This is a genomic window from Streptomyces litchfieldiae (assembly GCF_031845365.1).
Taxonomy (GTDB): domain Bacteria; phylum Actinomycetota; class Actinomycetes; order Streptomycetales; family Streptomycetaceae; genus Streptomyces; species Streptomyces litchfieldiae.
The window spans coordinates 48,050-67,881 of the sequence record NZ_JAVREL010000014.1 but is presented as its reverse complement, the minus strand read 5'-3'; the positions used below and the strand labels follow the sequence as shown (position 1 = coordinate 67,881).

Annotated in this window: 17 protein-coding genes and 1 pseudogene; 9 read left to right on the top strand and 9 right to left on the bottom strand. The window is 71.9% G+C overall.

The annotated features are described in order from the left end of the window. Nucleotides 1-81: 81 nt before the first annotated feature. Nucleotides 82-1,197, top strand: a complete 1,116-nt coding sequence (locus tag RM590_RS22760) for a ferric reductase-like transmembrane domain-containing protein (RefSeq protein WP_394813939.1) — start codon at nucleotides 82-84, stop codon at nucleotides 1,195-1,197. Nucleotides 1,198-1,316: 119 nt separating this feature from the next. Here the strand turns inward: RM590_RS22760 and RM590_RS22755 are convergent, their stop codons facing one another. The 3 genes from RM590_RS22755 to RM590_RS22745 all read right to left on the bottom strand — a co-directional run bounded on the left by RM590_RS22755 (nucleotide 1,317) and on the right by RM590_RS22745 (nucleotide 4,259). Then, nucleotides 1,317-1,856 carry a sigma-70 family RNA polymerase sigma factor gene (locus RM590_RS22755; protein ID WP_311706532.1) on the bottom strand — a complete coding sequence of 180 codons (540 nt, stop codon included), beginning with the start codon at nucleotides 1,854-1,856 and terminating at the stop codon, nucleotides 1,317-1,319. A 144-nt stretch (nucleotides 1,857-2,000) separates the two neighbouring features. Then, nucleotides 2,001-2,681: a hypothetical protein gene (locus RM590_RS22750; protein ID WP_311706531.1), complete on the bottom strand. Its 681-nt coding sequence runs from the start codon at nucleotides 2,679-2,681 to the stop codon at nucleotides 2,001-2,003. A gap of 375 nt (nucleotides 2,682-3,056) precedes the next feature. Further along, on the bottom strand, nucleotides 3,057-4,259 hold the full coding sequence (locus RM590_RS22745) for a cytochrome P450 (protein WP_311706530.1): 1,203 nt from the start codon (nucleotides 4,257-4,259) through the stop codon (nucleotides 3,057-3,059). A 295-nt stretch (nucleotides 4,260-4,554) separates the two neighbouring features. Here RM590_RS22745 and RM590_RS22740 point away from each other — a divergent pair, with 295 nt between their 5' ends. Continuing rightward, complete coding sequence (locus tag RM590_RS22740; protein ID WP_311706529.1) at nucleotides 4,555-5,313, top strand: class I SAM-dependent DNA methyltransferase; 759 nt, start codon at nucleotides 4,555-4,557, stop codon at nucleotides 5,311-5,313. On the opposite strand, the gene RM590_RS22735 is transcribed toward RM590_RS22740, so the two are convergent. The 3 genes from RM590_RS22735 to RM590_RS22725 all read right to left on the bottom strand — a co-directional run bounded on the left by RM590_RS22735 (nucleotide 5,276) and on the right by RM590_RS22725 (nucleotide 9,220). Further along, nucleotides 5,276-6,436, bottom strand: coding sequence for an MFS transporter (locus RM590_RS22735; RefSeq protein WP_311706528.1), 1,161 nt, complete (start codon nucleotides 6,434-6,436; stop codon nucleotides 5,276-5,278). The two genes, RM590_RS22740 and RM590_RS22735, sit on opposite strands and share 38 nt — an antisense overlap. A 472-nt stretch (nucleotides 6,437-6,908) precedes the next feature. Beyond that, complete coding sequence (locus tag RM590_RS22730; protein ID WP_311706527.1) at nucleotides 6,909-8,702, bottom strand: VanW family protein; 1,794 nt, start codon at nucleotides 8,700-8,702, stop codon at nucleotides 6,909-6,911. Nucleotides 8,703-8,848: 146 nt separating this feature from the next. Continuing rightward, the gene (locus RM590_RS22725; protein WP_311706526.1) at nucleotides 8,849-9,220 is read right to left on the bottom strand and encodes an ATP-binding protein; all 372 of its coding nucleotides are present in this window, start codon (nucleotides 9,218-9,220) and stop codon (nucleotides 8,849-8,851) included. A gap of 285 nt (nucleotides 9,221-9,505) precedes the next feature. Between RM590_RS22725 and RM590_RS22720 the strand changes: the two genes are divergently transcribed. From RM590_RS22720 to RM590_RS22700, 5 genes and pseudogenes are all read left to right on the top strand, one after another. Further along, complete coding sequence (locus tag RM590_RS22720) at nucleotides 9,506-10,363, top strand: helix-turn-helix domain-containing protein (RefSeq protein ID WP_311706525.1); 858 nt, start codon at nucleotides 9,506-9,508, stop codon at nucleotides 10,361-10,363. Between the two features lie 4 nt (nucleotides 10,364-10,367). Continuing rightward, the gene (locus RM590_RS22715) at nucleotides 10,368-10,637 is read left to right on the top strand and encodes a DUF397 domain-containing protein (protein WP_311706524.1); all 270 of its coding nucleotides are present in this window, start codon (nucleotides 10,368-10,370) and stop codon (nucleotides 10,635-10,637) included. A gap of 189 nt (nucleotides 10,638-10,826) precedes the next feature. Next, nucleotides 10,827-11,441, top strand: coding sequence for an NAD(P)H:quinone oxidoreductase (wrbA, locus tag RM590_RS22710; protein WP_311706523.1), 615 nt, complete (start codon nucleotides 10,827-10,829; stop codon nucleotides 11,439-11,441). An 88-nt stretch (nucleotides 11,442-11,529) separates the two neighbouring features. Then, nucleotides 11,530-12,108: a TetR/AcrR family transcriptional regulator gene (locus RM590_RS22705; protein WP_311706522.1), complete on the top strand. Its 579-nt coding sequence runs from the start codon at nucleotides 11,530-11,532 to the stop codon at nucleotides 12,106-12,108. Nucleotides 12,109-12,371: 263 nt separating this feature from the next. Further along, nucleotides 12,372-12,937 (top strand): annotated as a pseudogene (locus RM590_RS22700) (MFS transporter); the annotation flags it as partial. Nucleotides 12,938-12,946: 9 nt separating this feature from the next. Here RM590_RS22700 and RM590_RS22695 read toward each other — a convergent pair. From RM590_RS22695 to RM590_RS22685, 3 genes are all read right to left on the bottom strand, one after another. Beyond that, the gene (locus tag RM590_RS22695; RefSeq protein WP_311706685.1) at nucleotides 12,947-14,464 is read right to left on the bottom strand and encodes an MDR family MFS transporter; all 1,518 of its coding nucleotides are present in this window, start codon (nucleotides 14,462-14,464) and stop codon (nucleotides 12,947-12,949) included. Between the two features lie 200 nt (nucleotides 14,465-14,664). Beyond that, nucleotides 14,665-15,900 (bottom strand): cation:proton antiporter, encoded by a 1,236-nt coding sequence (locus RM590_RS22690; RefSeq protein ID WP_311706521.1) that lies wholly within the window; start codon nucleotides 15,898-15,900, stop codon nucleotides 14,665-14,667. A 3-nt stretch (nucleotides 15,901-15,903) separates the two neighbouring features. Beyond that, nucleotides 15,904-16,131, bottom strand: a complete 228-nt coding sequence (locus RM590_RS22685) for a potassium transporter TrkA (RefSeq protein WP_311706520.1) — start codon at nucleotides 16,129-16,131, stop codon at nucleotides 15,904-15,906. 148 nt (nucleotides 16,132-16,279) lie between these two features. Between RM590_RS22685 and RM590_RS22680 the strand changes: the two genes are divergently transcribed. Both RM590_RS22680 and RM590_RS22675 read left to right on the top strand, forming a co-directional pair. Then, the gene (locus tag RM590_RS22680) at nucleotides 16,280-18,979 is read left to right on the top strand and encodes an alpha/beta fold hydrolase (RefSeq protein ID WP_311706519.1); all 2,700 of its coding nucleotides are present in this window, start codon (nucleotides 16,280-16,282) and stop codon (nucleotides 18,977-18,979) included. Beyond that, complete coding sequence (locus tag RM590_RS22675; RefSeq protein WP_311706518.1) at nucleotides 18,979-19,830, top strand: ABC transporter permease; 852 nt, start codon at nucleotides 18,979-18,981, stop codon at nucleotides 19,828-19,830. The genes RM590_RS22680 and RM590_RS22675 overlap by 1 nt, the downstream gene beginning before the upstream one ends. Nucleotides 19,831-19,832: the final 2 nt, after the last annotated feature.

Sequence of the window (19,832 nt, the reverse complement as noted above, 5' to 3'; positions counted from 1 at the left end):
TAATCTCAGGAGAAGCACATGTGAAAGGCCGTCACCGGGGGCTGGGACACCGCGAAGTCGCTTAGAGAATGGTGAACTCCGATGACAATGGCCTCAGGATCATCCACACCAAACAAGAAAAGGCGAAGAAGCGCGCCGCGTTTCGACTGGCACGGCCTGGGGGCGGACGCCCGCGCAGCGGTACCCGACGCCAGCCTGGCGCTGGTGGTCACCGGCCTCATTTTCTGGTGGCTGTGGACTCGGATCGACAACGGCACCTCGCCCAGCATCGAGATCATGCCCCCCTTCGACGACACGTCCGAGTACTGGTGGTACTGGCTGTGCCAGGCCTTTGGCTGGTCGGCGTTGCTGTGGGCCTACGTCACGCTGCTCTTCGGCCTGCTCAGGTCAGGGGCTCGCCCGCCCTGGCGCTGGCTGACGGCCGCCCGGGTGGAGAAGTTGCACCGCACCACCAGCCTGACGACCATCGGGCTGATGTTCCTGCACATGGCCACGTTCTTCGCCGCCGAACTTCAGACGAACTTCGAGAACCAGCCGATGGGCGAGCTGGTGCGCGAGACCCTGGTCAAGGTGTTCGTCCCCGGCGGATACACCACCGGAACGGGCCGGATCGCGATCCTCCTGGGCCTGATCGCCTTCTACCTGGCGATCGTCCTGGGTCTCGCCTTCTACGTGCGCCAGGCCACCGGCCCCCGAATGTGGCGGGCCCTGCACCGCTTCATCATCGTCGTCTATGTCCTCAGCGTGTGGCACACCCTGTTGTACGGCACCAACGTCTGGTTCGAAGGCTCCTTCCGTACCCTGGTGTGGGCACTGCAGATGCCTCTCGCCGGACTCCTGCTGCTCCGGCTGCTGGCTCCGGCCCGCCCCCGTGAGCGGCTTCGGCTGCGCGGGCCCCGCCGGGAGTCGCGCCCGCTGCCGCTGACCGCCCGCTTGGCCGGGCGGCTCGCCGTCCTGGCCACGATCGTCGGCCTGGCGGCCGTCATCATCTCCGGAGCCGACGGCGGCCGATCCGGGCACGGCCACTCGATCGGACCCTGGCCCGAACAGTGGGTGATCTGGACCGGGCTCCTGGTGCTGACCCTCGTTCTCGTGGCCGTGGTCCATCGCCTGCGCCCCGCGCACCAGACGCTCGGCCGCGGCGGGAACCCCGAGAACGACGACCTGGCCACCGACCAGCCCCAGCCCACCGGCTGACCGCGTGGCCGCCGCGATCCGGCGAAGCCGATGACACCGGAGACGGAGACCAAAGCGCTCGCGCCCGTGGCCGGTGCCACCGAACCGGTGGCGCCGGCCACGAGCGCGCCGCTCCCCGGTCAGGTGAGCAGCTGAGCGGTCAGCGTGCGCCGGGCCCGGTTCACCCGGGAGCGGACGGTGCCGATCGGGCAGCCGGAGACAGCCGCGGCCTCGGCATAGGGCAGACCAACGAGTTGGGTCAGCAGGAACGCCTGCCGGCGCTCCGCGGACAGCTTCGCCACCAGGTCCTCGAGGACGACGCCCTCGTCGACACCGGGGAGATGCCGGGGCTGGGCCGCCTCGGCCAGGTTCTGCCAGGCTTCGGTGCAGACCAGGACGGGCCTGGCCTTGTCGTACCGGACGCGGTCGACGACAGCTCTGCGGGCTATCGAGAACAGCCAGGTGCGGGCGGACGACCTGCCCGCGAAGCGGGGCAGGGTACGCAGGGCGCGGAGGAAGGTCTCCTGGGTGAGGTCGTCCGCGACCTGCGGATCGCCGGTCAGATAGATGACGAACCGCCGGACGTCGGGGCGGGTGGCCGCGACGAAGCGCTCGACCGCACTCTCGTCTCCGGCGCCGGCCGCCAGTGCCCAGCGGGTCACGGCGGCATCGTCCCTCATGGGGGCAGCTCGATGGCTGGTGGTGTGTTCCACGGTTGTCCTGTCCTTCGCGTGGACCGGCGCGCCCGCGGCAGGCGAGCACGCGCCGGTGCGTCAAGGGAGCCGGCGCGGCTCGCCGGCCGCGTCCCGGGTGGTGCCGTGCTGTCAGCGGACAGCCGGCACCACCGGTGGGCCGCGCGAAGGAACGACCCGGACGAGGAGCAGCAGGCGTGGCACCCGGGCGGAGTCCGCGAACCGGATGGAACGCGCCGCCGGTGCCTGGACGGGGCCGGGCGGGAACAGCCACGGCATCGGGGCGAGCAGCCGCCGCGTGGTGGCGCGCAGCAGGCGGAAGATGGCGCGTTCACCGCCCCACAGCCACAGCGCGCTCAGCACCGCCGCCAGTACGTGTGCCGCGATCATTCCGACCGGCTGCTCGCCCCCGTGGGACGGTGCCGCCGCGAGATGTCCGACTCCGGCGTGGTGCAGCAGTTCGACGGCCTCGCCCTCGGACATCGAGCCGTTGTCGGGCGGCCCGCACAGCAGCAGGACGGCCCACTCCCGCGCGGACATCGCGCCGCTGGCCGGGCCGTGTGCACCCGTGCGGGAGAACGCGGTGTGCAGCAGGCCCTGGGCGATGAGCGTTCCGGTGATCACGGCTCCCGGCCCCCGCTCGCGGCGTGCGACCGCCCACGCGCCCACGGCCGTCGCGGCGAGGCCCGCGGCAAGAGTCGGCCACGGAACGGGGTGGCCGGACATCATCTGATGGCCCAGTGCGGAGAGCAGCACACACAGCGCCGCGAACACCGAGGTCCGCGCCGCCCGCACCATCGGACCCGCTCTCATGACACCCGCATCGTCCCACTCGCCTGCCGCGGGGAGAAGTGCCGGCGGCCGCGATGAGGCGGCTCGAGACTCCGGCAGGCACCAGCCCAGGAGGAGCGGGGCCACGCCGAGCGTGAACATCTCCTCCCACCTGGGATGACGCCGCACAGCAGGCCGCTCGTCGCGGCGGCCGGACCGGTCGGCGAGCCCGGGATCGGCCGACTCGCCTCCGGCGGCACCGCACCAGGGCCCAGGTGCACGATCAGCGGCCCGCCCGTGCCGCGCGGTGGGCGGCGACGGACCCACCGAAGGCGGGTCGCTGATCGCACCGGGCGTCAGCTCAGGCGATGGCGTCGACCACCTCGTACCCGAGCACGGGGTACTGGCCGTGGCCGGTCACCACGTGACGGGGAGCCGGTCCAAGCCGCGTACCATCCGGCCACGCCGCCAGGGCAGTTCGCCGTCGGAGACCGCGAGACGCAGGCCGGGGAACCGGCGTAACAGCGATCCGACGGCGACGCGCAGCTCGGCCTTGGCCAGCTGTGCCGCCACGCAGTAGTGCGGGCCGAACCCGAACGCCAGGTGTGGGTTGGGCCTGCGCGTGATGTCCAGGTCGTCGGGGCGGTCGAAGACTCGCTGGTCGCGGTTGGCGACGTCGATCTGGACCATCACCGCGTCCCCGGCCCGGACAAGCGCACCGCCCAGCTCGACGTCCTCCAGTGCGATCCGGGTGAAGCCGGCCGAGGTGACGGTGGGCGTGTAGCGCAGCAGTTCGTCGATCGCACGGTCCACCAACCCGGGGTCGGCGCGGAGCGCGGTGAGTTGGTCCGGGTGGGTGAGCAAGGTGTAGGCGAAGTTGCCGATGTGGTTGGACGTCGTCTCCAGGCCCGCGTAGAGCAGCGTCACCCCGAGAACAACCAACTCGTCCTCGCTGAGACGGTCCTCCCGGTCCCGGGCCTCGACCAGCGCGCCGAGCAGGTCGTCGGACGGCTCGCGACGGCGGGCCGCGATCAGCTCGGCCAGGTAGTCCTTCAGCCGGGTGAACGCGGAGTGGATCTCCTCGCTGGAGAAGGCGGTGGTGGCCAGGGCGACGTCGATCCAGCCGGTGAACCGGTCCCGGTCCGCCACTGGGACGCCGAGCATCTCGCAGATGACGGCGATGGGCAGCGGCACGGCGAGGCCGGCGACAAGGTCGGCCGGCGGCCCCTGCTCCGCCACGGCGTCGAGGAGCTGGTCGGTGACGCGCTGCGCGTGCGCGGCCAGCCGGTCGATCTGGCGCGGACTGAAGGCCGCGGACACCAACCGGCGGAGCCGGTTGTGCTCCGGTGGGTCCACGGTGTGGAGCGTCGGGTCCTTCAGGCGGCGCGGCGAGGTGCGCGGCACATCGCGGTCCAGCAGCGCGGACCGGCTGAACCGCGGATCGCTCAGCACGGTGCGGACGTCCTCGTGCCGAACGGCCAGCCAGGCCTCGCCGCCGTACGGCAACGAGATGCGGCTGAGCGGTTCGTGGTCCCGGAGATGGGCGTACTCGGGTTCCAGGGCCAACCCGGTCGGATCACGGAACGGGTAGGGGCGTGCCGTAGGTGTGGGTCGCGTCATGTGTCCCCAATCCTCAAGGCCGGTTTACAACGATGGTCGTCGCCGCGAGCGCACGGGTTCCCACGCGGCGCGGAACCACCTCGTAGGAGAAGTCGGGCCAAGTTGCGGGAAAAGTTCCTGTGATTCGCGGCAACCGGATCGGCGGACCGGGGAACTTTCCCGGTCCGCCGGCCGACCAGTTCTACGTGCCGTCCACCCGACGGCATTTCGCCCCGGCCGGTTTCGCACTCCCGCCGACTCGCCCGTACCGCACCACCTCCCAGCCGCGGAAACCGATTTTCTGGAAGGACACCTGATGGAGAACCACGGACCGGAGACCTACGGCGACCTGAACGCCGACGTGTACGACGAGTGGCACGCCACGCTCGACCCCACGGAAACGGTTCGAGGCCTGGCCGAACTGATCGAGGAAGGACCGGCGGGCCCCGTGCTCGAACTGGCGGTGGGCACCGGCAGGGTGACGATCCCCCTGGCCGCGCACGGCGTCGACCTACGGGGCATCGACGCCTCGGAGGCGATGGTGGAGCGCATGCGCGCTAAGCCCGGTGGCGCGGACATACCGGTCGCCATCGGCGACATGGCAGACGTCGACCCGGGCACCGACGACCAGTTCGCGCTGGTGTTCGTCGTGTTCTCCACCTTTTTCTTCCTGATGACCCAGGACGAGCAGGTTCGCTGCTTCGCCAACGTCGCCCGTCGCCTTCTGCCCGGCGGCCGCTTCGTCCTGGAGTGCCCGACGCCGGACGTGGCGCGCTACCAGCGGAACCAGAGTCTGGACGTCCACCAGGTGGCTCTCGACCGCGTGCGGCTCGTCGCCGTCCGCCACGACCCCGTCGAGCAGCGCTTCGACGGCCACCATGTGCTGATCACCAACGCCGGGATCCGGCTGGCACCGGCCTCCATGCGCTACGCCTGGCCCAGCGAACTCGACCTGATGGCCCGGCTGGCGGGGCTCGAACGCCGCCACCGGTGGGGCGGCTGGCGTCATGAGCCGTTCCGTGGCGAGGGCAACTACGTCACCGTCTACGAGAAGCCCGCCACGCCGACCCCCTGACGGCCGCGGGGCGCCGCGCCGACCGGCGCCCCACCACGATGACCAGCGGCGGAAGCAGGACACACTGCGTGGCCACCGCCAGCCAGAAACCAGGCAGCAGACCCGCGCTCTCGAACAGCCCATACGCGCTGCCGCCGATCACGCCGCTGAACAATGAACCCACGCCGACCGCCAGTCGCTGCTGGCCGAACGTCACCGCGGCCGACCGCTTCGACAACGAGAGCGCCTCCAGGTCGTTCTTCAGGAACAGCACCGCGTTGCCGACGCTCATCGCCAACGCACCGGCGGCGACGCCGGTCGGCCGGCCGGTGGCGATCGCCGCCATGCCCAAGGCCATGCAGGAGAAGCCGATCGCCATCGCCACCGGGTAGCGGGCGTCTCCGACCCGGCGCGCCACAAGCGGCTGCACCACCGCCAGACCGAGCGAGTACCCCATCATGACCAGGCCGTAGTAGGCCGCGGACAGACGCCCCTCAACGAAGACCGACAGGTACTGGTAGAACTGCATGTACAGGTAGTGGGTGAGCACCGTCACCGCGAACGGCAGCCCCGCCAGACCGCGAAGCGCCCGCCGAAACGGCTCGACGACGGCCCCGCCCGCGATCGGCGCCTCGGGCCGCAGGAGCAAGTGGCCGACCGCCAGCACGGCGTACAGCACGGTGTTCATGGCGAACAACCGGCCCGGCTCGTGGAGGAACAACGCCCCGACCACCGGCCCGAGCGCGATGCCGAGATTGCCGGCGGCGTTGCCCGCCGACACCAGGCGCGGGCGCCGCTCCGTGCTCACCCCGTGCACCAGGTACGCCCGGTACGCGGGCGAGTAGAGCGCACCCGCCCCGCAGCTCAGGAAGAGCGCGGCCACCGTCAACACGGGCCGACCGGCCCCGCTCAGGTACGTCACCGCGCCGAGCAAGTACAGGCACGTGGCCAGCGACAGGCACCGTCTCAACCCCACCCGCTCGGCGAACGCCGCGGTGAACGGCGCGCTGGCGAACTGCACCAGCGTGGCCGTCCCCAGGACGAGCCCGACCTGCGCCATCCCGACGTCCAACCGCTCGCGCAACAGAACGGCCAGATACGGGTACACCGCGAAGGTGCCGATGTTGACAAGGAACCCACCCAAGAGCAGGGCGAGTTGGGGACCGCTGAGGGACAGGGCGGCGGAGAACCGGCGCCTGGAAGCGTCATCTTCCGGCGACGTCCGCGTGGCCATCAACCGGCGGACCCGGAACCGTGGACCGACACCCGGCGGGATCGCGCTCGGAACGCTCCGACGGCACGACCGGACCCGACCCACCAACCCATGAGCAACCTCCGTGTACGTCCGTCGTAACAGGCGAGGGCACGTCCGGGCGCCCTGACTCGCGCGACTCGCGTCCCGCGACGATCGGACCCCGACGGAGTACTGGTCGTACGCCGGGACTGGAAAGTTCCCGGACCGGCCGGGATACCGCACACGGACAACGAGAGGGCCGCACGCATGGAAGAGCGGAGTGGCGCCGGTCCTGAGAGGCGCGACCAAGCCTCACGTTGCCCCCACATGGGCCCCCACACGCCGGTCAGCAACGCGAAAGTGAGGTGAGCCGGCCGACGGCCTACTCCTCCCCCGCCCGGCACACCACCTCGTCGCGCGGCACATAGTGCGTCGTGAACGTCTCCCGCCCGACCTCCCGGCCGCCGTCCACGAACACCCGGTCCACGTCGATGTCGAAGCCCTCCAGCGGCGGCTGCGGCACGCAGTCCTCGCCCTCGCCCTCCCGGCGGCCGGGCTCCTGGACGTTCTCCCGGGGGCCGGCCTCCGCGCGGACCTCGTCGTAGCGCTTGGTGCCGAGGAAGGTGACCGTGACGGAGGTGTCCGTCGCGTCGGCCAGCACATACAGCGCGTTGCCCGAGTCGTTGAGGAAGCGCAGGTCCAGGCTGCCCCAGGCCACCGTCGCCTCGCGCCCCGCGGGGTAGCGCTCGATGTAGAACGAGTGCGCGCCGTACTCCACCGGATCCACCCCGGCGAAGAACGCCGCGTTGAACATCGTCGTGGCCACCGCCGAGACCCCGCCGCCCTGCGCCTGCTGGTACTGGTCGTCGAGGATGATGATGCCCTCGACGAAGCCGTTCTCCTCGGTGCGTTCGCCCACCGTGTCGTTGAAGCTCCACTCCTCGCCGGCCGGCACCAGCGAGCCGTTGATCAACTCGGCGGCCCGGCCGATGTTCGTCGTCCGGTACGGCGCCGGGTCGAAGTTCACGGTGAATGTCGACATCTGCTCGACGATGCCCAGGTCCCGGTAGTTGTCTGCGGTCAGCTCCGCCTCGACCGGCTCGGTCGCCACCGGCGCGGTGCGCGCCGCCTCGCCTCGTTCCGTCAGCAGCGGCCACACCGTTTCGCCGATGGCGTCGCGATCGACCCGGCTGCCCGGTGCGCCGCCGGACGCGACCACCTCGCCGCCCGCGAGCCGCAGCGTGGCGTCGGTGGGCTCCACGGCCGCGTCCTCGATCGGCCCGGCCAGCCGTTCGTCGTCGGCCAGGCCCGCGCCGTCCAGCGCCGGCTCCAGCCGCCCCTCGTCGTCGGCGTCCAGCCGCAGATGGTCGCCGAGCACCTCGGGCGGCACGACGATCCGCGCGTCGCCCGCGGTGAGCACGACGGGCCCCGACATGGCCGGCTCGGCGAACTCCCGCACCACCCGGTCCACCTCCGCCGCGTCCGTGCGCGGCTGCGCATGGTGCACGGGCAGCCGCACCGGCCCGGCCCCGTCGCCGTCCGCGACCCGGGCCAAAAAGCCGTCGCGCAGCAGGCCGAGCGAGGCCGCCACGTCCAGCTCGGTGCCCGGCCGCGGCTCGGTGACGGCCACGGCGCCGTCCTCGAACGCCACGGCGCCCTCCCGGACGGTCGTGTCCGACGCCTCGGCCAGCTCCGACAGCTCCGCGCGGCCCGCCTCCTCGTCCTGCCGCACCACCGGCTCCAGCTCTCCGCCGTCGCCGCCGAAGAGGCGGCCGAGGAGCCCGGGGCGCTCCGCCCGGTCCACGGTGGCCGCGATGTCGACGGTGAGCCCGGCGGCGGCGGGGTCCAGCTCGTGAACCTCCTCGCTCTCCTCGCCGATCAGCACCTCCATCGGCTCGGCCTGCACCCCGGCCAGCTCGTCGCCCAGCAGCTCGCGGGCGGCGGCCGGGGACAGGCCGCCGATGTCCACGCCGTGGACGCTGGTGCCCGGCGCTATCTCGCCGCCGACCAGCAGCGACCCGACGAGGAACAGCCCGCCCGCGCCGACCGCCAGACCGCCGCCCACCAGCGCGGGCAGCGGAACGCGGGACAGGCGGGAAAACGGGGACACGCCGGGGGCGCGGTGGGGGCCGGGTATGCGGGGTGGCTCGGCCGGTGGCGGTGGTATGACGGCCACGGAACTCCCTCGGGGCGGCGCGCGAGGCGGCGGCGGGACGCCAGGAAGCCTAGCAAGGTCCGAAGGGCGCCCAAATAGCCGGATTGTCGGCGAGCGCATACTCAAGCGGCCGGGGAAGTCGGCGCCCGGGGCTCAGCGGCCCGGCGTCAGGGCCGTATCTCCGCCCACACGGTGCAGCCGGCGGGCCGCTCGGAGACGAGAACGCCCCACCGGGCGGCCAGCGCGTCCAGCAGCATCAGGCCCCGGCCGCCCTCCGCCTCGGCGTCACCGTCCGCCGCGCGCGGCACCCGGCGGGCCAGGCCCGGGCCCTCGTCGGCGACCTCGATGCGCAGCGCCCGCCCGGTCGACTCGATACGACAGATCACCGTGTCACTGTCCGTGTGCACGATGGCATTGGTGAACAGCTCGGAAACGATCAACTGCGCCGTGTCACACACCGCGTCCGGCCAACCCCAGTGGCCGACACGGCGGCCGACGCGGCTCCGGGCGGCGGAGACCGAGGTGGCGAGCGCGGGCAACTCGAACCTCTCACCTCGCCGGTTGGTGTGCGGGCCGAACTGGACGGGGACTGAGAGGGGCGTCGTGCCGTGAAGTGGGGACACGGTCCTGGTCGCCTTCCGTCGTAGCCGTTGCCATCGTGAGCCGGGGTCGCATGTTAACTATGCGCAGCCGTACGGGCATTGCGCAAGCGGAGTTCTGCGATTTGCAGAAAGCGAAGCGATCTCTGTCGATGCCACTACCCGGTGTGGCAAACTTCTTCCTGGCGCAACGAGTAACGTGAGGTCGGCGGTTGAGGAGGCGACGTGGCAGAGGCGCGGTCGGGCCCGACCGTCGGACAGATCGTCCTCGGGTTGCGCCTGAGGGATCTGCGCGAGCGGGCGGGTTGTTCGTTCACCGACGCGGCTCAGGCACTCAGCGTCAACACGACCACCGTGCGCCGCATGGAGAAGGCGGAGGTCGGTCTCAAGCCCCTCTACGTGAAGGCCCTGTTGGAGCGGTACGGAGTTCCGCAGCCGGAAGCCGAATCGTTTCTCCGGTTGGTGGAGGAGGCCAACCGGCCGGGCTGGTGGCACCGTTTCCGCGATGTGCTGCCCGACTGGTTCAGCCTCTATGTGAGCCTGGAGGGCGAGGCCAGCCTCATCCGCGCGTACGAACCGCACTGTGTCCCGGGCCTGTTGCAGACCGAGGACTACGCGCGCGTCCTGCTCAGGACCGGCTTTCCGAACGCCTCTCAGAAGGAGATCGAACGCCGGGTCGCCCTGCGCATGGAGCGACAGGAATTGCTCTCCCGGCCCCGCGCCCCGCTGTTGTGGGCGGTGGTCGAGGAGCAGGTGCTGCGCCGCCGTGTCGGAGAGCCCTCCGTCATGCGCGGGCAGATCGACCGGCTGGTGGAGGCGACGGCGTTGCCCAACGTCACGCTGCAGATCATGCCGTTCAGTGCCGGTCCGCATCCCGGCATGTTCGGGCCGTTCCAGCTCTTCCGGTTCGAGATACCGGAGCTGCCCGACATCATCTACGCCGAGAGCCTGACCGGCGCGGTCTACCTCGACGAACGGCCCGACACCGTGGCCTATCTGGAGGTGCTGGACCGCATGGGTGCGCAGGCCGCACCGGTTCACGACACCGAGGCGATCCTCGGTGCGATTCGCAAGGAGCTCTGACCGCATGAGTGACCACACGCGTCAACCGACCCGCACGACGGGACATATATACAACGGCATGCCCGCCCGGGACCTGGGCAGCGAGGGCTGGCGCAAGCCGTGGAGCGGTACCAACGGCGGCAATTGTGTGGAGGCGCTGAAGCTGGCCGACGGCCGGGTGGCGCTGCGGCAGTCCACCGACCCCGACGGACCGGCGCTGATCTACACCGTGCACGAGATCGAGACGTTCATCCGGGGCGCGAAGCGCGGCGAGGCGGACTTCCTCTTCGCGTGATTTCACCGATTTTCCTTGGCTCCGGCTCAACTCCCCCATTTAGGCCGCCGGTTCGCGCGAGCAGCGCGCCGGCGGCCCTTTGTGTGTCCGGGCGGGGGCGCCGGCCCGGGCGGGGTCGCTGTACGCGGCGCTCCCCGACGGTGTAGTTTACACTTCAACTTCACCCGTGCGGACCGAGGAAAGGTCACCATGAGCACTCCCGTCAAGCTCGCCGTCATCTACTACTCCGCGACCGGCTCCAGCGCCGTCATCGCCAAGGAGATAGGCGAGGTCGCCGAGAAGGCCGGCGCCGAGGTGCGGCTGCTGAGGGTCGCCGAGTTGGCCCCGGCCGAGGCCATCGCGAGCAACGAGGCGTGGGCCGCGCACGCCGCCGCGAGCGCGGACATCCCGGTGGCCACCCCGGCCGACGTCGAGTGGGCGGACGCCGTGATCTTCGGCACGCCGACCCGGTTCGGCAACGTCTCCTCGCAGCTCAAGCAGTTCCTGGACCAGCTCGGCGGGCTGTGGGCGCAGGGCAAGCTCGCGGACAAGGTCTACAGCGGCTTCGTCACCACCGCGACCCTGCACGGCGGGCAGGAATCCACGCTGCTGGCGCTGTACAACTCCGTGCACCACTTCGGCGGCGTGCTGGTGGCCCCCGGCTACACCGACCCCGCCAAGTTCGTGGACGGCAACCCGTACGGCACCTCGCACGTGGACGCCCAGGGCGCCATCCCGGTCGGCGAGCAGGCCCTGGCCGCCGCCCGCGTGCAGGCCGAGCGCGTCATCCGGTTCGCCACCGCCCTCAAGAGCACCGCGGCCTGACGCCCTCCGGGCCCGGCGGCGGTGCCGTCGGGCCCGGTCTCGCCGCTCTTTTTTGAACGATCGGTTCGAATGGCGTAGAGTCCCGGCCATGGGCAGGAGCAAGGAGTTCGACCCGGACGCGACCCTGCGGTCCGCCCTGGAGCTGTTCTGGCGCCAGGGGTACGAGGCCACCTCGATGCAGGACCTGGTCGACCACCTCGGCATCAACCGGGGGAGTATCTACGCGACCTGGGGCAGCAAGCACGAGCTGTACCTGCGGGCACTCGACCGGTACCGCCAGGACCGGGGCGACGAGGCGCTGGACCTGCTCGGCCGGTCCGGCCCCGCGCTGCCCGCCGTGCGCGAGTTCGTGCTCGCGTATGTCACCGAGGCGTGCACGGACCCCGACCGCAAGGGTTGTCTCGTGACGAACACCGCAACGGAGCGGCTGCCCGGAGACGCCCAGGCGGGCCGGCGCGTGGAGAGCGCGTTCGGTGAGCTGGAGGCCGCGCTCACCGGCGCGCTGCTGCGGGCCAGGAGTCAGGGCGAGCTGGCGGCGGACGCCGATCCGCGCGCGCTGGCCCGTTTCCTGGTCACGTTCGTCCAGGGGGTGCGCGTCGTCGGCAAGACCGAGGACGCGCGGCGGCTTCAGGACGCGGCCGACCAGGCCCTCCGTCTGCTGCGCTGACCCCGGTTGTCCCCGGCCTCGGCCGGGGATTTTTTTGGCCTCTTTCTTGAATGATCGGTTAGGAAAGGAGAGCTGTCGTGCCACGTGCCGTGTATGTGCTGGCCCTGGGCGTCTTCGCGCCCGTGCCCCGGGGTGCAGGATCGGACAGTTGATCACTCGCCATTTGAGCAAGCGCCTGTAGGTCCCTTGCCAGAATCTCAGATGCCTGAGTCTCCGCTTGCCAAGCCACTGCCTCATCACGCAACGCTTCAAGCTGAGTCAATTCCTCGTCAAGCTACGTGAACCCAATCCTGGCGGAGGCCACCGGTTTCGCCACCGGCACCGTGCCGCTGCTGCTCGTCGCCTACGGGGCCGCGACCGTCGTCGGCAACACGGTCGTCGGCCGCCTCGCCGACCGGTACGCCCTGCCCGTGCTGCCGTGCGGCCTCGCGCTCAACGCCGCTTCCTCACCGGCTTCGCGCTGCTGGCTCACCTCAGCGTGCCGGCGGTGGTCTGCATGCTGGGCGTCGGCCTGGTGGGCGTCACGATGAACCCGGCCATGGTCACCCGCGTCCAGCGCGTCGGCAACGCCCTGCCGCTGGTCAACACGGTGCACGGCTCGTTCATCACGCTCGGCGTCGTGATCGGGTCCTCGGTCGGCGGGCTGGTGATCGGCGGCTTCGGGCTGCGCGCCCCGCTGTGGCTGGGCGCGGCGCTGGCCGTGCTGGGCCTGCTGACGCTCGTGCCCGATCTGCGCCGCCGCTCGCCGGCCGCCGTCCCGGCGCCGGACCACGCCGGGGCCGCGGACCCGGCCCCGGCCGAGCGGGAGCCGTGCGGCGCCGCGGCCTGAAACTCGTTGTCAGGCCGAACTGCCGCCGCTAGCCGAGGACTTGAGCACCGTCTCCTTGATGAAGATGGTGAGCAGCAGGGCCAGCAGCGCGCAGGGCGCGGCGAAGAAGAAGACGTCCGCGATGCCGTGGCCGTAGGCGTTCTCCAGGACCGTGCGCAGCGGCGCGGGAAGCGTCTCCAGGTCGGGGATGGCGCCGCTGCCCGCGGTCCCGGCGGAGCCGTCGGCCGGGGTGCCGAGGCGGGCCAGCCCGTCCCGGGTGTAGTCGCCGACCCGGGCGGCCAGCAGGGCCCCGAGCACCGAGACGCCGATGGCGCCGCCGAAGGAGCGGAAGAACGCCACCATCGAGCTGGCCGCGCCCAGGTCGCGCGGGCCCACCTGGTTCTGCGTGGCCAGCACGAGGTTCTGCGTCAGCATGCCGATGCCCAGGCCCATCAGCGCCATGAACGCGGCGACCTGCCAGTAGGGGGTGTCGTACCGGATCGTGCCCAGCAGGCCCATGCCCGCGGTGACCAGCACGCCGCCGATGACCAGCCAGTGCTTCCAGCGGCCGGTGCGGGTGATGAGCTGACCGGAGACGGTCGAGGACAGGGACAGCCCGCCGATGAGCGGAATGGTCATGACGCCCGACATCGTCGCGCTCTGGCCGCGCGCCAACTGGAAGTACTGGCTGAAGAAGACGGTGCCGCACAGCATGGCGACGCCGACCAGCAGCGAGGCGACGCACGACAGCGCGATGGTCCGCTCGCGGAAGAGCCGCAGCGGGATGATCGGGTCGCCGGCCCGGCTCTCCACCAGCAGGAAGAGCGCGCCGAGCAGCAGGCCGCCGCCGACCATCGCGAAGGTCTGCCAGGACAGCCAGTCGTACTGGTCGCCCGCCAGCGTCACCCATATCAGCAGCAGCGAGACGGCGACGCTGATCAGGAACGCCCCGGCCCAGTCGATCCGCACCTCGCGCCGGACGACCGGCAGGCGCAGCGTCCGCTGGAGGACGACCAGCGCGGCGAGCGCGACCGGCACGCCGATGTAGAAGCACCAGCGCCAGCCGAGGCCCGGGGTGTCGGTGATGATCCCGCCGATGAGCGGGCCGCTCACGGTGGCCAGGGCGAACGTCGCGCCCAGGTAGCCGCTGTACCGGCCGCGTTCGCGCGGGGGGATCATCGCGGCCAGGATGATCTGGGAGAGGCCGATGAGGCCGCCGACGCCCAGGCCCTGCACGACGCGGACCGCGATCAGCATGGCCGGGTTCTGCGACAGGCCCGCTATCAGCGAGCCGCCGACATAGATCAGCAGCGCGGTCTGGATGAGCAGCTTCTTGCTGAACAGGTCGGCGAGCTTGCCCCACAGCGGCATCGAGGCCGTCATCGCCAGCAGGGTCGCGGTGACGACCCAGGTGTAGGCGGACTGGCCACCGCCGAGGTCCCCGATGATCTGGGGCAGGGCGTTGGTGACGATGGTGGAGGAGAGGATGGCGGCGAACATGCCGAGCAACAGCCCGGAGAGCGCCTTCATGATCTCCGTGTGCGTCATCACGGGGTTCGCCGCGGGGGGTGTGGCGGCGGTGCTCGTGGACGTCGCCGGGTTCTCACTACGCGTGGTCAAACGGTCTCCCTGAGAGTGGCTTCCCCAGCGACGATACGACAAAGATGGTTAGTACACGTAACTAATTGGCGAAAGCTTTGGCCTGCCTTTCACTTCCTGATGTGCCAGTCACTTCCTGGTGTGCGCAGTCACTTTCTGGACGTGCCCAGCGGGGCGCGCACCAGCGTCTCGTCGGGGAAGCACCAGCGCCAGCCCGGCCGCAGCATCCAGTCCGGCATGATCCGCGCCAGATACCGCGCGTGGGCGGCGAGCAGCGGACTCAGCACCGCCAGGAACAGCACATACAGCGCCACGAACGGCCCGATCCGGTCGTCCAGCCCGGCGCCGATGGCCAGCGTGGCCAGGATCAGGGAGAACTCACCCCGGCCCAGCACGGTGAGGCCCATGTTCGCGGCGGCGCGCTGGTTGAAGCCGAACAGCCGCGCGACGACCGCGCCCGCCGACACGTTGGCCAGCACGGTCAGGCACACGGCCAGCGCCACGGCAACGGCCACCGGCCCCAGGTCCGCCACCTCGATGGTCATCCCGAACGTCACGAAGAACACCGCCGCGAACACGTCCCGCAGCGGCAGCACCAGCCGTTCGACCCGTTCCCGCAGCTCCGTCCGGGACACCACCAGCCCGATCATCAGCGCCCCGATCGCGTCCGAGACGCCGACCTCCTGCGACACCCCGGCCACCAGCACCACCAGCCCGATGGTCAGCACCGCCAGCAGCTCGTCCTCCCGGCTGCCGAGCAGCGCCCCCACCCCCCGCGCGCCGAACCGCGCCACCACGAACAGCAGCACCAGGAACCCGAAGCTGAGCGCCACGTCCCCGGCCAGCTCCGCAGCCGTGTCCGCGTCGGAGAGCACCGGCGACAGCAGCGCCAGATAGACCGCCAGGAACAGGTCCTCGATCACGATGATCCCGAGGATCACCGGCGTCTCCGCGTTGGTCAGCCGGTGCAGCTCGATCAGCGTCTTGGTGACGATCGCCGACGACGAGATGCCCAGCGCCCCGGCGATCACCAGCGCCTCGGGCACCCCCCAGCCCAGCGCCAGGCCCAGCAGCAGCCCGGAGCCCACGTTCAGTCCGATCGTGCACGCCGCCGCCATGAACAACCGCCGCCCGCCGCCCACCACTTGGTCCACCGGGAACTCCACGCCCAGGTGGAACAGCAGCAGCACCAGCCCGAGCGCCGCCAGCAACGACAGCTCCGCCGGGTGCTCCACCAGCACCGGGCCCGGGGTTCCCGGGCCGAACGCGATGCCGACCAGCATGTAACAGGGCACCGACGGCAGCCCGTACCGGCGGGCCAGCCGCGCCAGCAGGCCGGCCAGCAGCACCGCCGCGCCCAGGCCGAGCAGATCCGCGTGCTCCACGGCTCACGCCTCGAAGAAGGTCGCCGCCAGCACCGCGCCCACCTTGCGCGCCTGCTCCTCGGACAGCTCGATCACCGCCGTGGGATCGGCCGACGCCGAGGCGAAGACATAGAGGTCACGGATCCCGCCGGACCGGAGCACCACCGAGATCCGCTGATCCGGGCGGCCCAGGTCGATGTCGTACCGCTTGCCGACGCCCGGCAGATCCTGCACATGCACACCCTTGCCCATGACGCCCTTTCAGAAATCGTGGCGAATCACCCGATTCTCCCCTCACCGGTCCGGACCGGGCCGATGCCCCGGTGCCGTGTCCGGAGCCGTCGGGCCGATTGGGTAGCGTGGTGTGATCGCCTGACGCCTCGAAGGGACCCCGGTCGACATGAGATTCCGCTGGCCCCGCCGCCGGGGACGCCTGCTCGCCGCGGCCGCCGCCCTCGCCGTCGCGGCGGGCGCCGGGACCTGGGCCGTCACCGCGGACGACGGCCCCACGGTGCACCGCAGCGACGCGGTCCTGGAGATGCCGGAGGCCCCGGGCAGCCCCAGGACCGTGCGGATCGACACCTCCTTCTTCACCGCGGGGGACCCCGGCCGGCCCCGCCCCGCCGTACTCATCGGGCACGGCTTCGGCGGCAGCAAGGACGACACCCGCGCCGCGGCCGAACGGCTGGCCGCCGAGGGATACGCGGTCCTCACCTGGTCCGCCCGCGGCTTCGGCGACTCCACCGGGCGCATCGGCCTCAACGACCCCGACGCCGAAGTCGCCGACGTGCGGCGCCTGATCGACTGGCTCGCCGAGCGGCCCGAGGTCGCCCTCGACACCGAGGGCGACCCGCGCGTCGGCGTCACCGGCGCCTCCTACGGCGGCGCGATCGCCCTGCTGGCCGCCGGCCACGACGACCGCGTGGACGCCATAGCCCCGCAGATCACCTACTGGGACCTGGCCGAGGCCCTCTTCCCCGACGGCGTCTTCAAACGCCTGTGGGCCGGCATCCTCTTCACCACCGGCTCCACCGAGGCCGGCTATGTCGACCGGTCGGCCGGCACGCCGGGCGCCCCCGGCTGCGGCCGGTTCACCGAGGAGCTGTGCGACCTCTACGAACGCGTCGCCGTCTCCGGCGAGCCCGACGAGGCCGCCCGCCGCCTGCTGACCGAACGCAGCCCCGTCGCCGTCGCCGAGAACATCGACGTGCCCACCCTCGTCATCCAGGGCCAGCACGACTCGCTCTTCCCCCTCGACCAGTCCGACGCCATGGCCACCGCCATCGCCGCCGGCGGCGCGCCCGTCGCCGTCGACTGGATCTGGGCCGGCCACGACGGCGGTGTCGCCGAGACCGGCCGCACCGACCGCCGCGTGCTGGACTGGTTCGACCGCTACCTCAAGGACGACGAGGGCGTCGACACCGGACCCGCCTTCCGCGCCACCCGCATCACCGGCTTCGACTCCACCGACGGCGCCACCCTGCTGCGCGGCGCGACCGGCGACGCGTACCCCGGCCTGTCCGGCCACCCCGAAACCGTCGAACTCACCGGCGGCGAGCAGACCTTCGTCAACCCGGCCGGGGGCTCCCCGCCCGCCGTCTCCGCCGTGCCGGGCCTCGGCGCGCTCGGCGACTTCACCGCCCTCGGCTTCGGCCTGTCCCTGGACTTCCCCGGCCAGTACGCCCGTTTCGAGTCCGAGCCACTGGCCGAGACCGTCCGCGTCACCGGCGCGCCCACCGTCCGGCTGCACATCGAGTCCGACCAGCCCTCGGCCGTTCTCTTCGCCAAGGTCTACGACATCGCCCCGGACGGCGGACAACAGGCCCTGCCCGCCCAGCTCGTCGCGCCCGTGCGCATCGACGGCGTCGCCGCGGGCCGCACCGTGGACGTTCAACTCCCCGCCATCGACTACCCGTTCGAGGCCGGGCACCGGATGCGGCTGGTGCTGTCCACCACCGATCTCGGCTACGCCTCGCCCGCCGAGCCCGCCACCCACACCGTCTCGCTGGCCGGTCCCGGCCTGACCGTGCCCACCGCGCCCGACGTCAGCACCGGCGCCGCGCCGCTGCCCTGGTGGACCTGGGGCCTGCCGCTGGCCGCCGCCGCCCTCGCCGCCGGGCTGCTGCTCACCGGCCGCCCGGCCGCGAGCACCCCGGCCCCCGACCCGCGACTGGCCGACGTCCCGCTGAAGATCACCGGCCTCACCAAGCGCTACGCCAAGTCCGCCGACCGCTACGCCGTCCAGGACCTCTCCTTCCAGGTCGCCCGCGGCCAGGTGCTGGGCCTTCTCGGACCCAACGGCGCCGGCAAGACCACCACCCTGCGCATGCTGATGGGCCTCATCACTCCCGACGCCGGCGAGATCCGCGTCTTCGGCCACGCCATCCGCCCCGGCGCGCCCGTGCTCTCCCGGGTCGGCGCGTTCGTCGAGGGCGCCGGCTTCCTGCCGCACCTGAGCGGGCGCGCCAATCTGGAGCTGTACTGGCGCGCCACCGGCCGGCCGGCCGACGACGCCCACCTGGACGAGGCGCTGGAGATCGCCGGGCTCGGCTCCGCCGTCGAACGCGCCGTCCGCACCTACTCCCAGGGCATGCGGCAGCGGCTGGCCATCGCCCAGGCCATGCTCGGCCTGCCCGAGCTGCTGATCCTCGACGAGCCGACGAACGGACTCGACCCGCCCCAGATCCGCGCCATGCGGGACGTGATGATCCGCTACGCCGCCGAGGGCCGCACCGTCATCGTCTCCAGCCATCTGCTGGCCGAGGTGGAGCAGACCTGCACGCACCTCGTCGTGATGGCCGGCGGCCGGCTGGTCCAGTCCGGCCCGGTGGCCGACATCGTCGGGCACGGCCACACGCTGCTGATCGGCACGCCCCGGCCGCTCACCGACGCGCTGCTGGCCGAGGTGTCCGCGCTGCCCGGCGTCGCCGCCGCCGAGCCGGCCGAGGGCGGCCTGCTGGTGCGGCTCGACGGCGACGGCGCGGAGGCCGGGGCCGCCGGACTCCTCGTCGAGCTGGTCCGGCTGGGCATCCCCGTGCACAGCATGGGCCCGCACCGCCGTCTGGAAGACGCCTTCCTCACCCTCATCGGAGGTGCCTGATGACCACGGCCCTGGACGCGGCCCCCGGCTATGTGCCGCGCCGCACGCTGCCGCTGCGCGTCGAGGCGGTGCGCCAACTGCGCCGCCGCCGCACCCTGGTCGTCGCCGTCCTGCTGGTGGCGCTGCCGTTCGTGGTGGCCGCCGCGTTCGCCGTCGGCGGCGAGCCCGGCGGCTCGGAGGAGGGAACCCTGCTGGACACCGCCACGGTCTCCGGCGCGAACTTCGCCGCCACCTGCCTCTTCCTGTCCACCGGGTTCCTGCTGGTGGTGCCGGTGGCGCTGTTCTGCGGCGACACCATCGCGGCCGAGGCCAACTGGTCCTCGCTGCGCTACCTGCTCGCCGCGCCCGTGCCGCGCACCCGGCTGCTGACCGCCAAGCTGGCCGTCGCCCTGCTGTTCAGCGCCGCCGCGATGGCCGTGCTGCCGCTGGTCGCGCTGGGCCTGGGCACGGCCGTCTACGGCTGGAGCCCGCTGACGCTGCCCACCGGCGGCAGCGTGCCGGCCGGGGAGGCCGTGGCCCGGCTCGGCATCGTGGTCGGCTATGTCTTCGTCGCCCAACTGATCACCGCCGCCATGGCGTTCTGGCTGTCCACGGTGACCGACGCGCCGCTGGGCGCGGTCGGCGGGGCCATCGGCCTGACCATCGTGGGCAACATCCTGGACGCCATCACCGCGCTGGGCGACTGGCGCGACTTCCTGCCCGCGCACTGGCAGTTCGCCTGGGCCGACGCCCTCCAGCCGCAGATCGAGTGGGGCGGCATGATTCGCGGCGCGGCCGTCTCCGGGGCCTACGCGCTGGTGCTGTTCGCCCTGGCCTACCGCGGCTTCCGCACCAGGGACATCGTCTCCTAGCA

Bases quoted from the DNA above. Each gene is read 5' to 3' on its own strand.
- RM590_RS22760 (WP_394813939.1), top strand. From the start codon at position 82: ATGACAATGGCCTCAGGATCATCCACACCAAACAAGAAAAGGCGAAGA.
- RM590_RS22755 (WP_311706532.1), bottom strand. From the start codon at position 1,856: ATGAGGGACGATGCCGCCGTGACCCGCTGGGCACTGGCGGCCGGCGCC.
- RM590_RS22750 (WP_311706531.1), bottom strand. From the start codon at position 2,681: ATGAGAGCGGGTCCGATGGTGCGGGCGGCGCGGACCTCGGTGTTCGCG.
- RM590_RS22745 (WP_311706530.1), bottom strand. From the start codon at position 4,259: ATGACGCGACCCACACCTACGGCACGCCCCTACCCGTTCCGTGATCCG.
- RM590_RS22740 (WP_311706529.1), top strand. From the start codon at position 4,555: ATGGAGAACCACGGACCGGAGACCTACGGCGACCTGAACGCCGACGTG.
- RM590_RS22715 (WP_311706524.1), top strand. From the start codon at position 10,368: ATGAGTGACCACACGCGTCAACCGACCCGCACGACGGGACATATATAC.
- wrbA (WP_311706523.1), top strand. From the start codon at position 10,827: ATGAGCACTCCCGTCAAGCTCGCCGTCATCTACTACTCCGCGACCGGC.
- RM590_RS22705 (WP_311706522.1), top strand. From the start codon at position 11,530: ATGGGCAGGAGCAAGGAGTTCGACCCGGACGCGACCCTGCGGTCCGCC.
- RM590_RS22695 (WP_311706685.1), bottom strand. From the start codon at position 14,464: ATGACGCACACGGAGATCATGAAGGCGCTCTCCGGGCTGTTGCTCGGC.
- RM590_RS22685 (WP_311706520.1), bottom strand. From the start codon at position 16,131: ATGGGCAAGGGTGTGCATGTGCAGGATCTGCCGGGCGTCGGCAAGCGG.
- RM590_RS22680 (WP_311706519.1), top strand. From the start codon at position 16,280: ATGAGATTCCGCTGGCCCCGCCGCCGGGGACGCCTGCTCGCCGCGGCC.
- RM590_RS22675 (WP_311706518.1), top strand. From the start codon at position 18,979: ATGACCACGGCCCTGGACGCGGCCCCCGGCTATGTGCCGCGCCGCACG.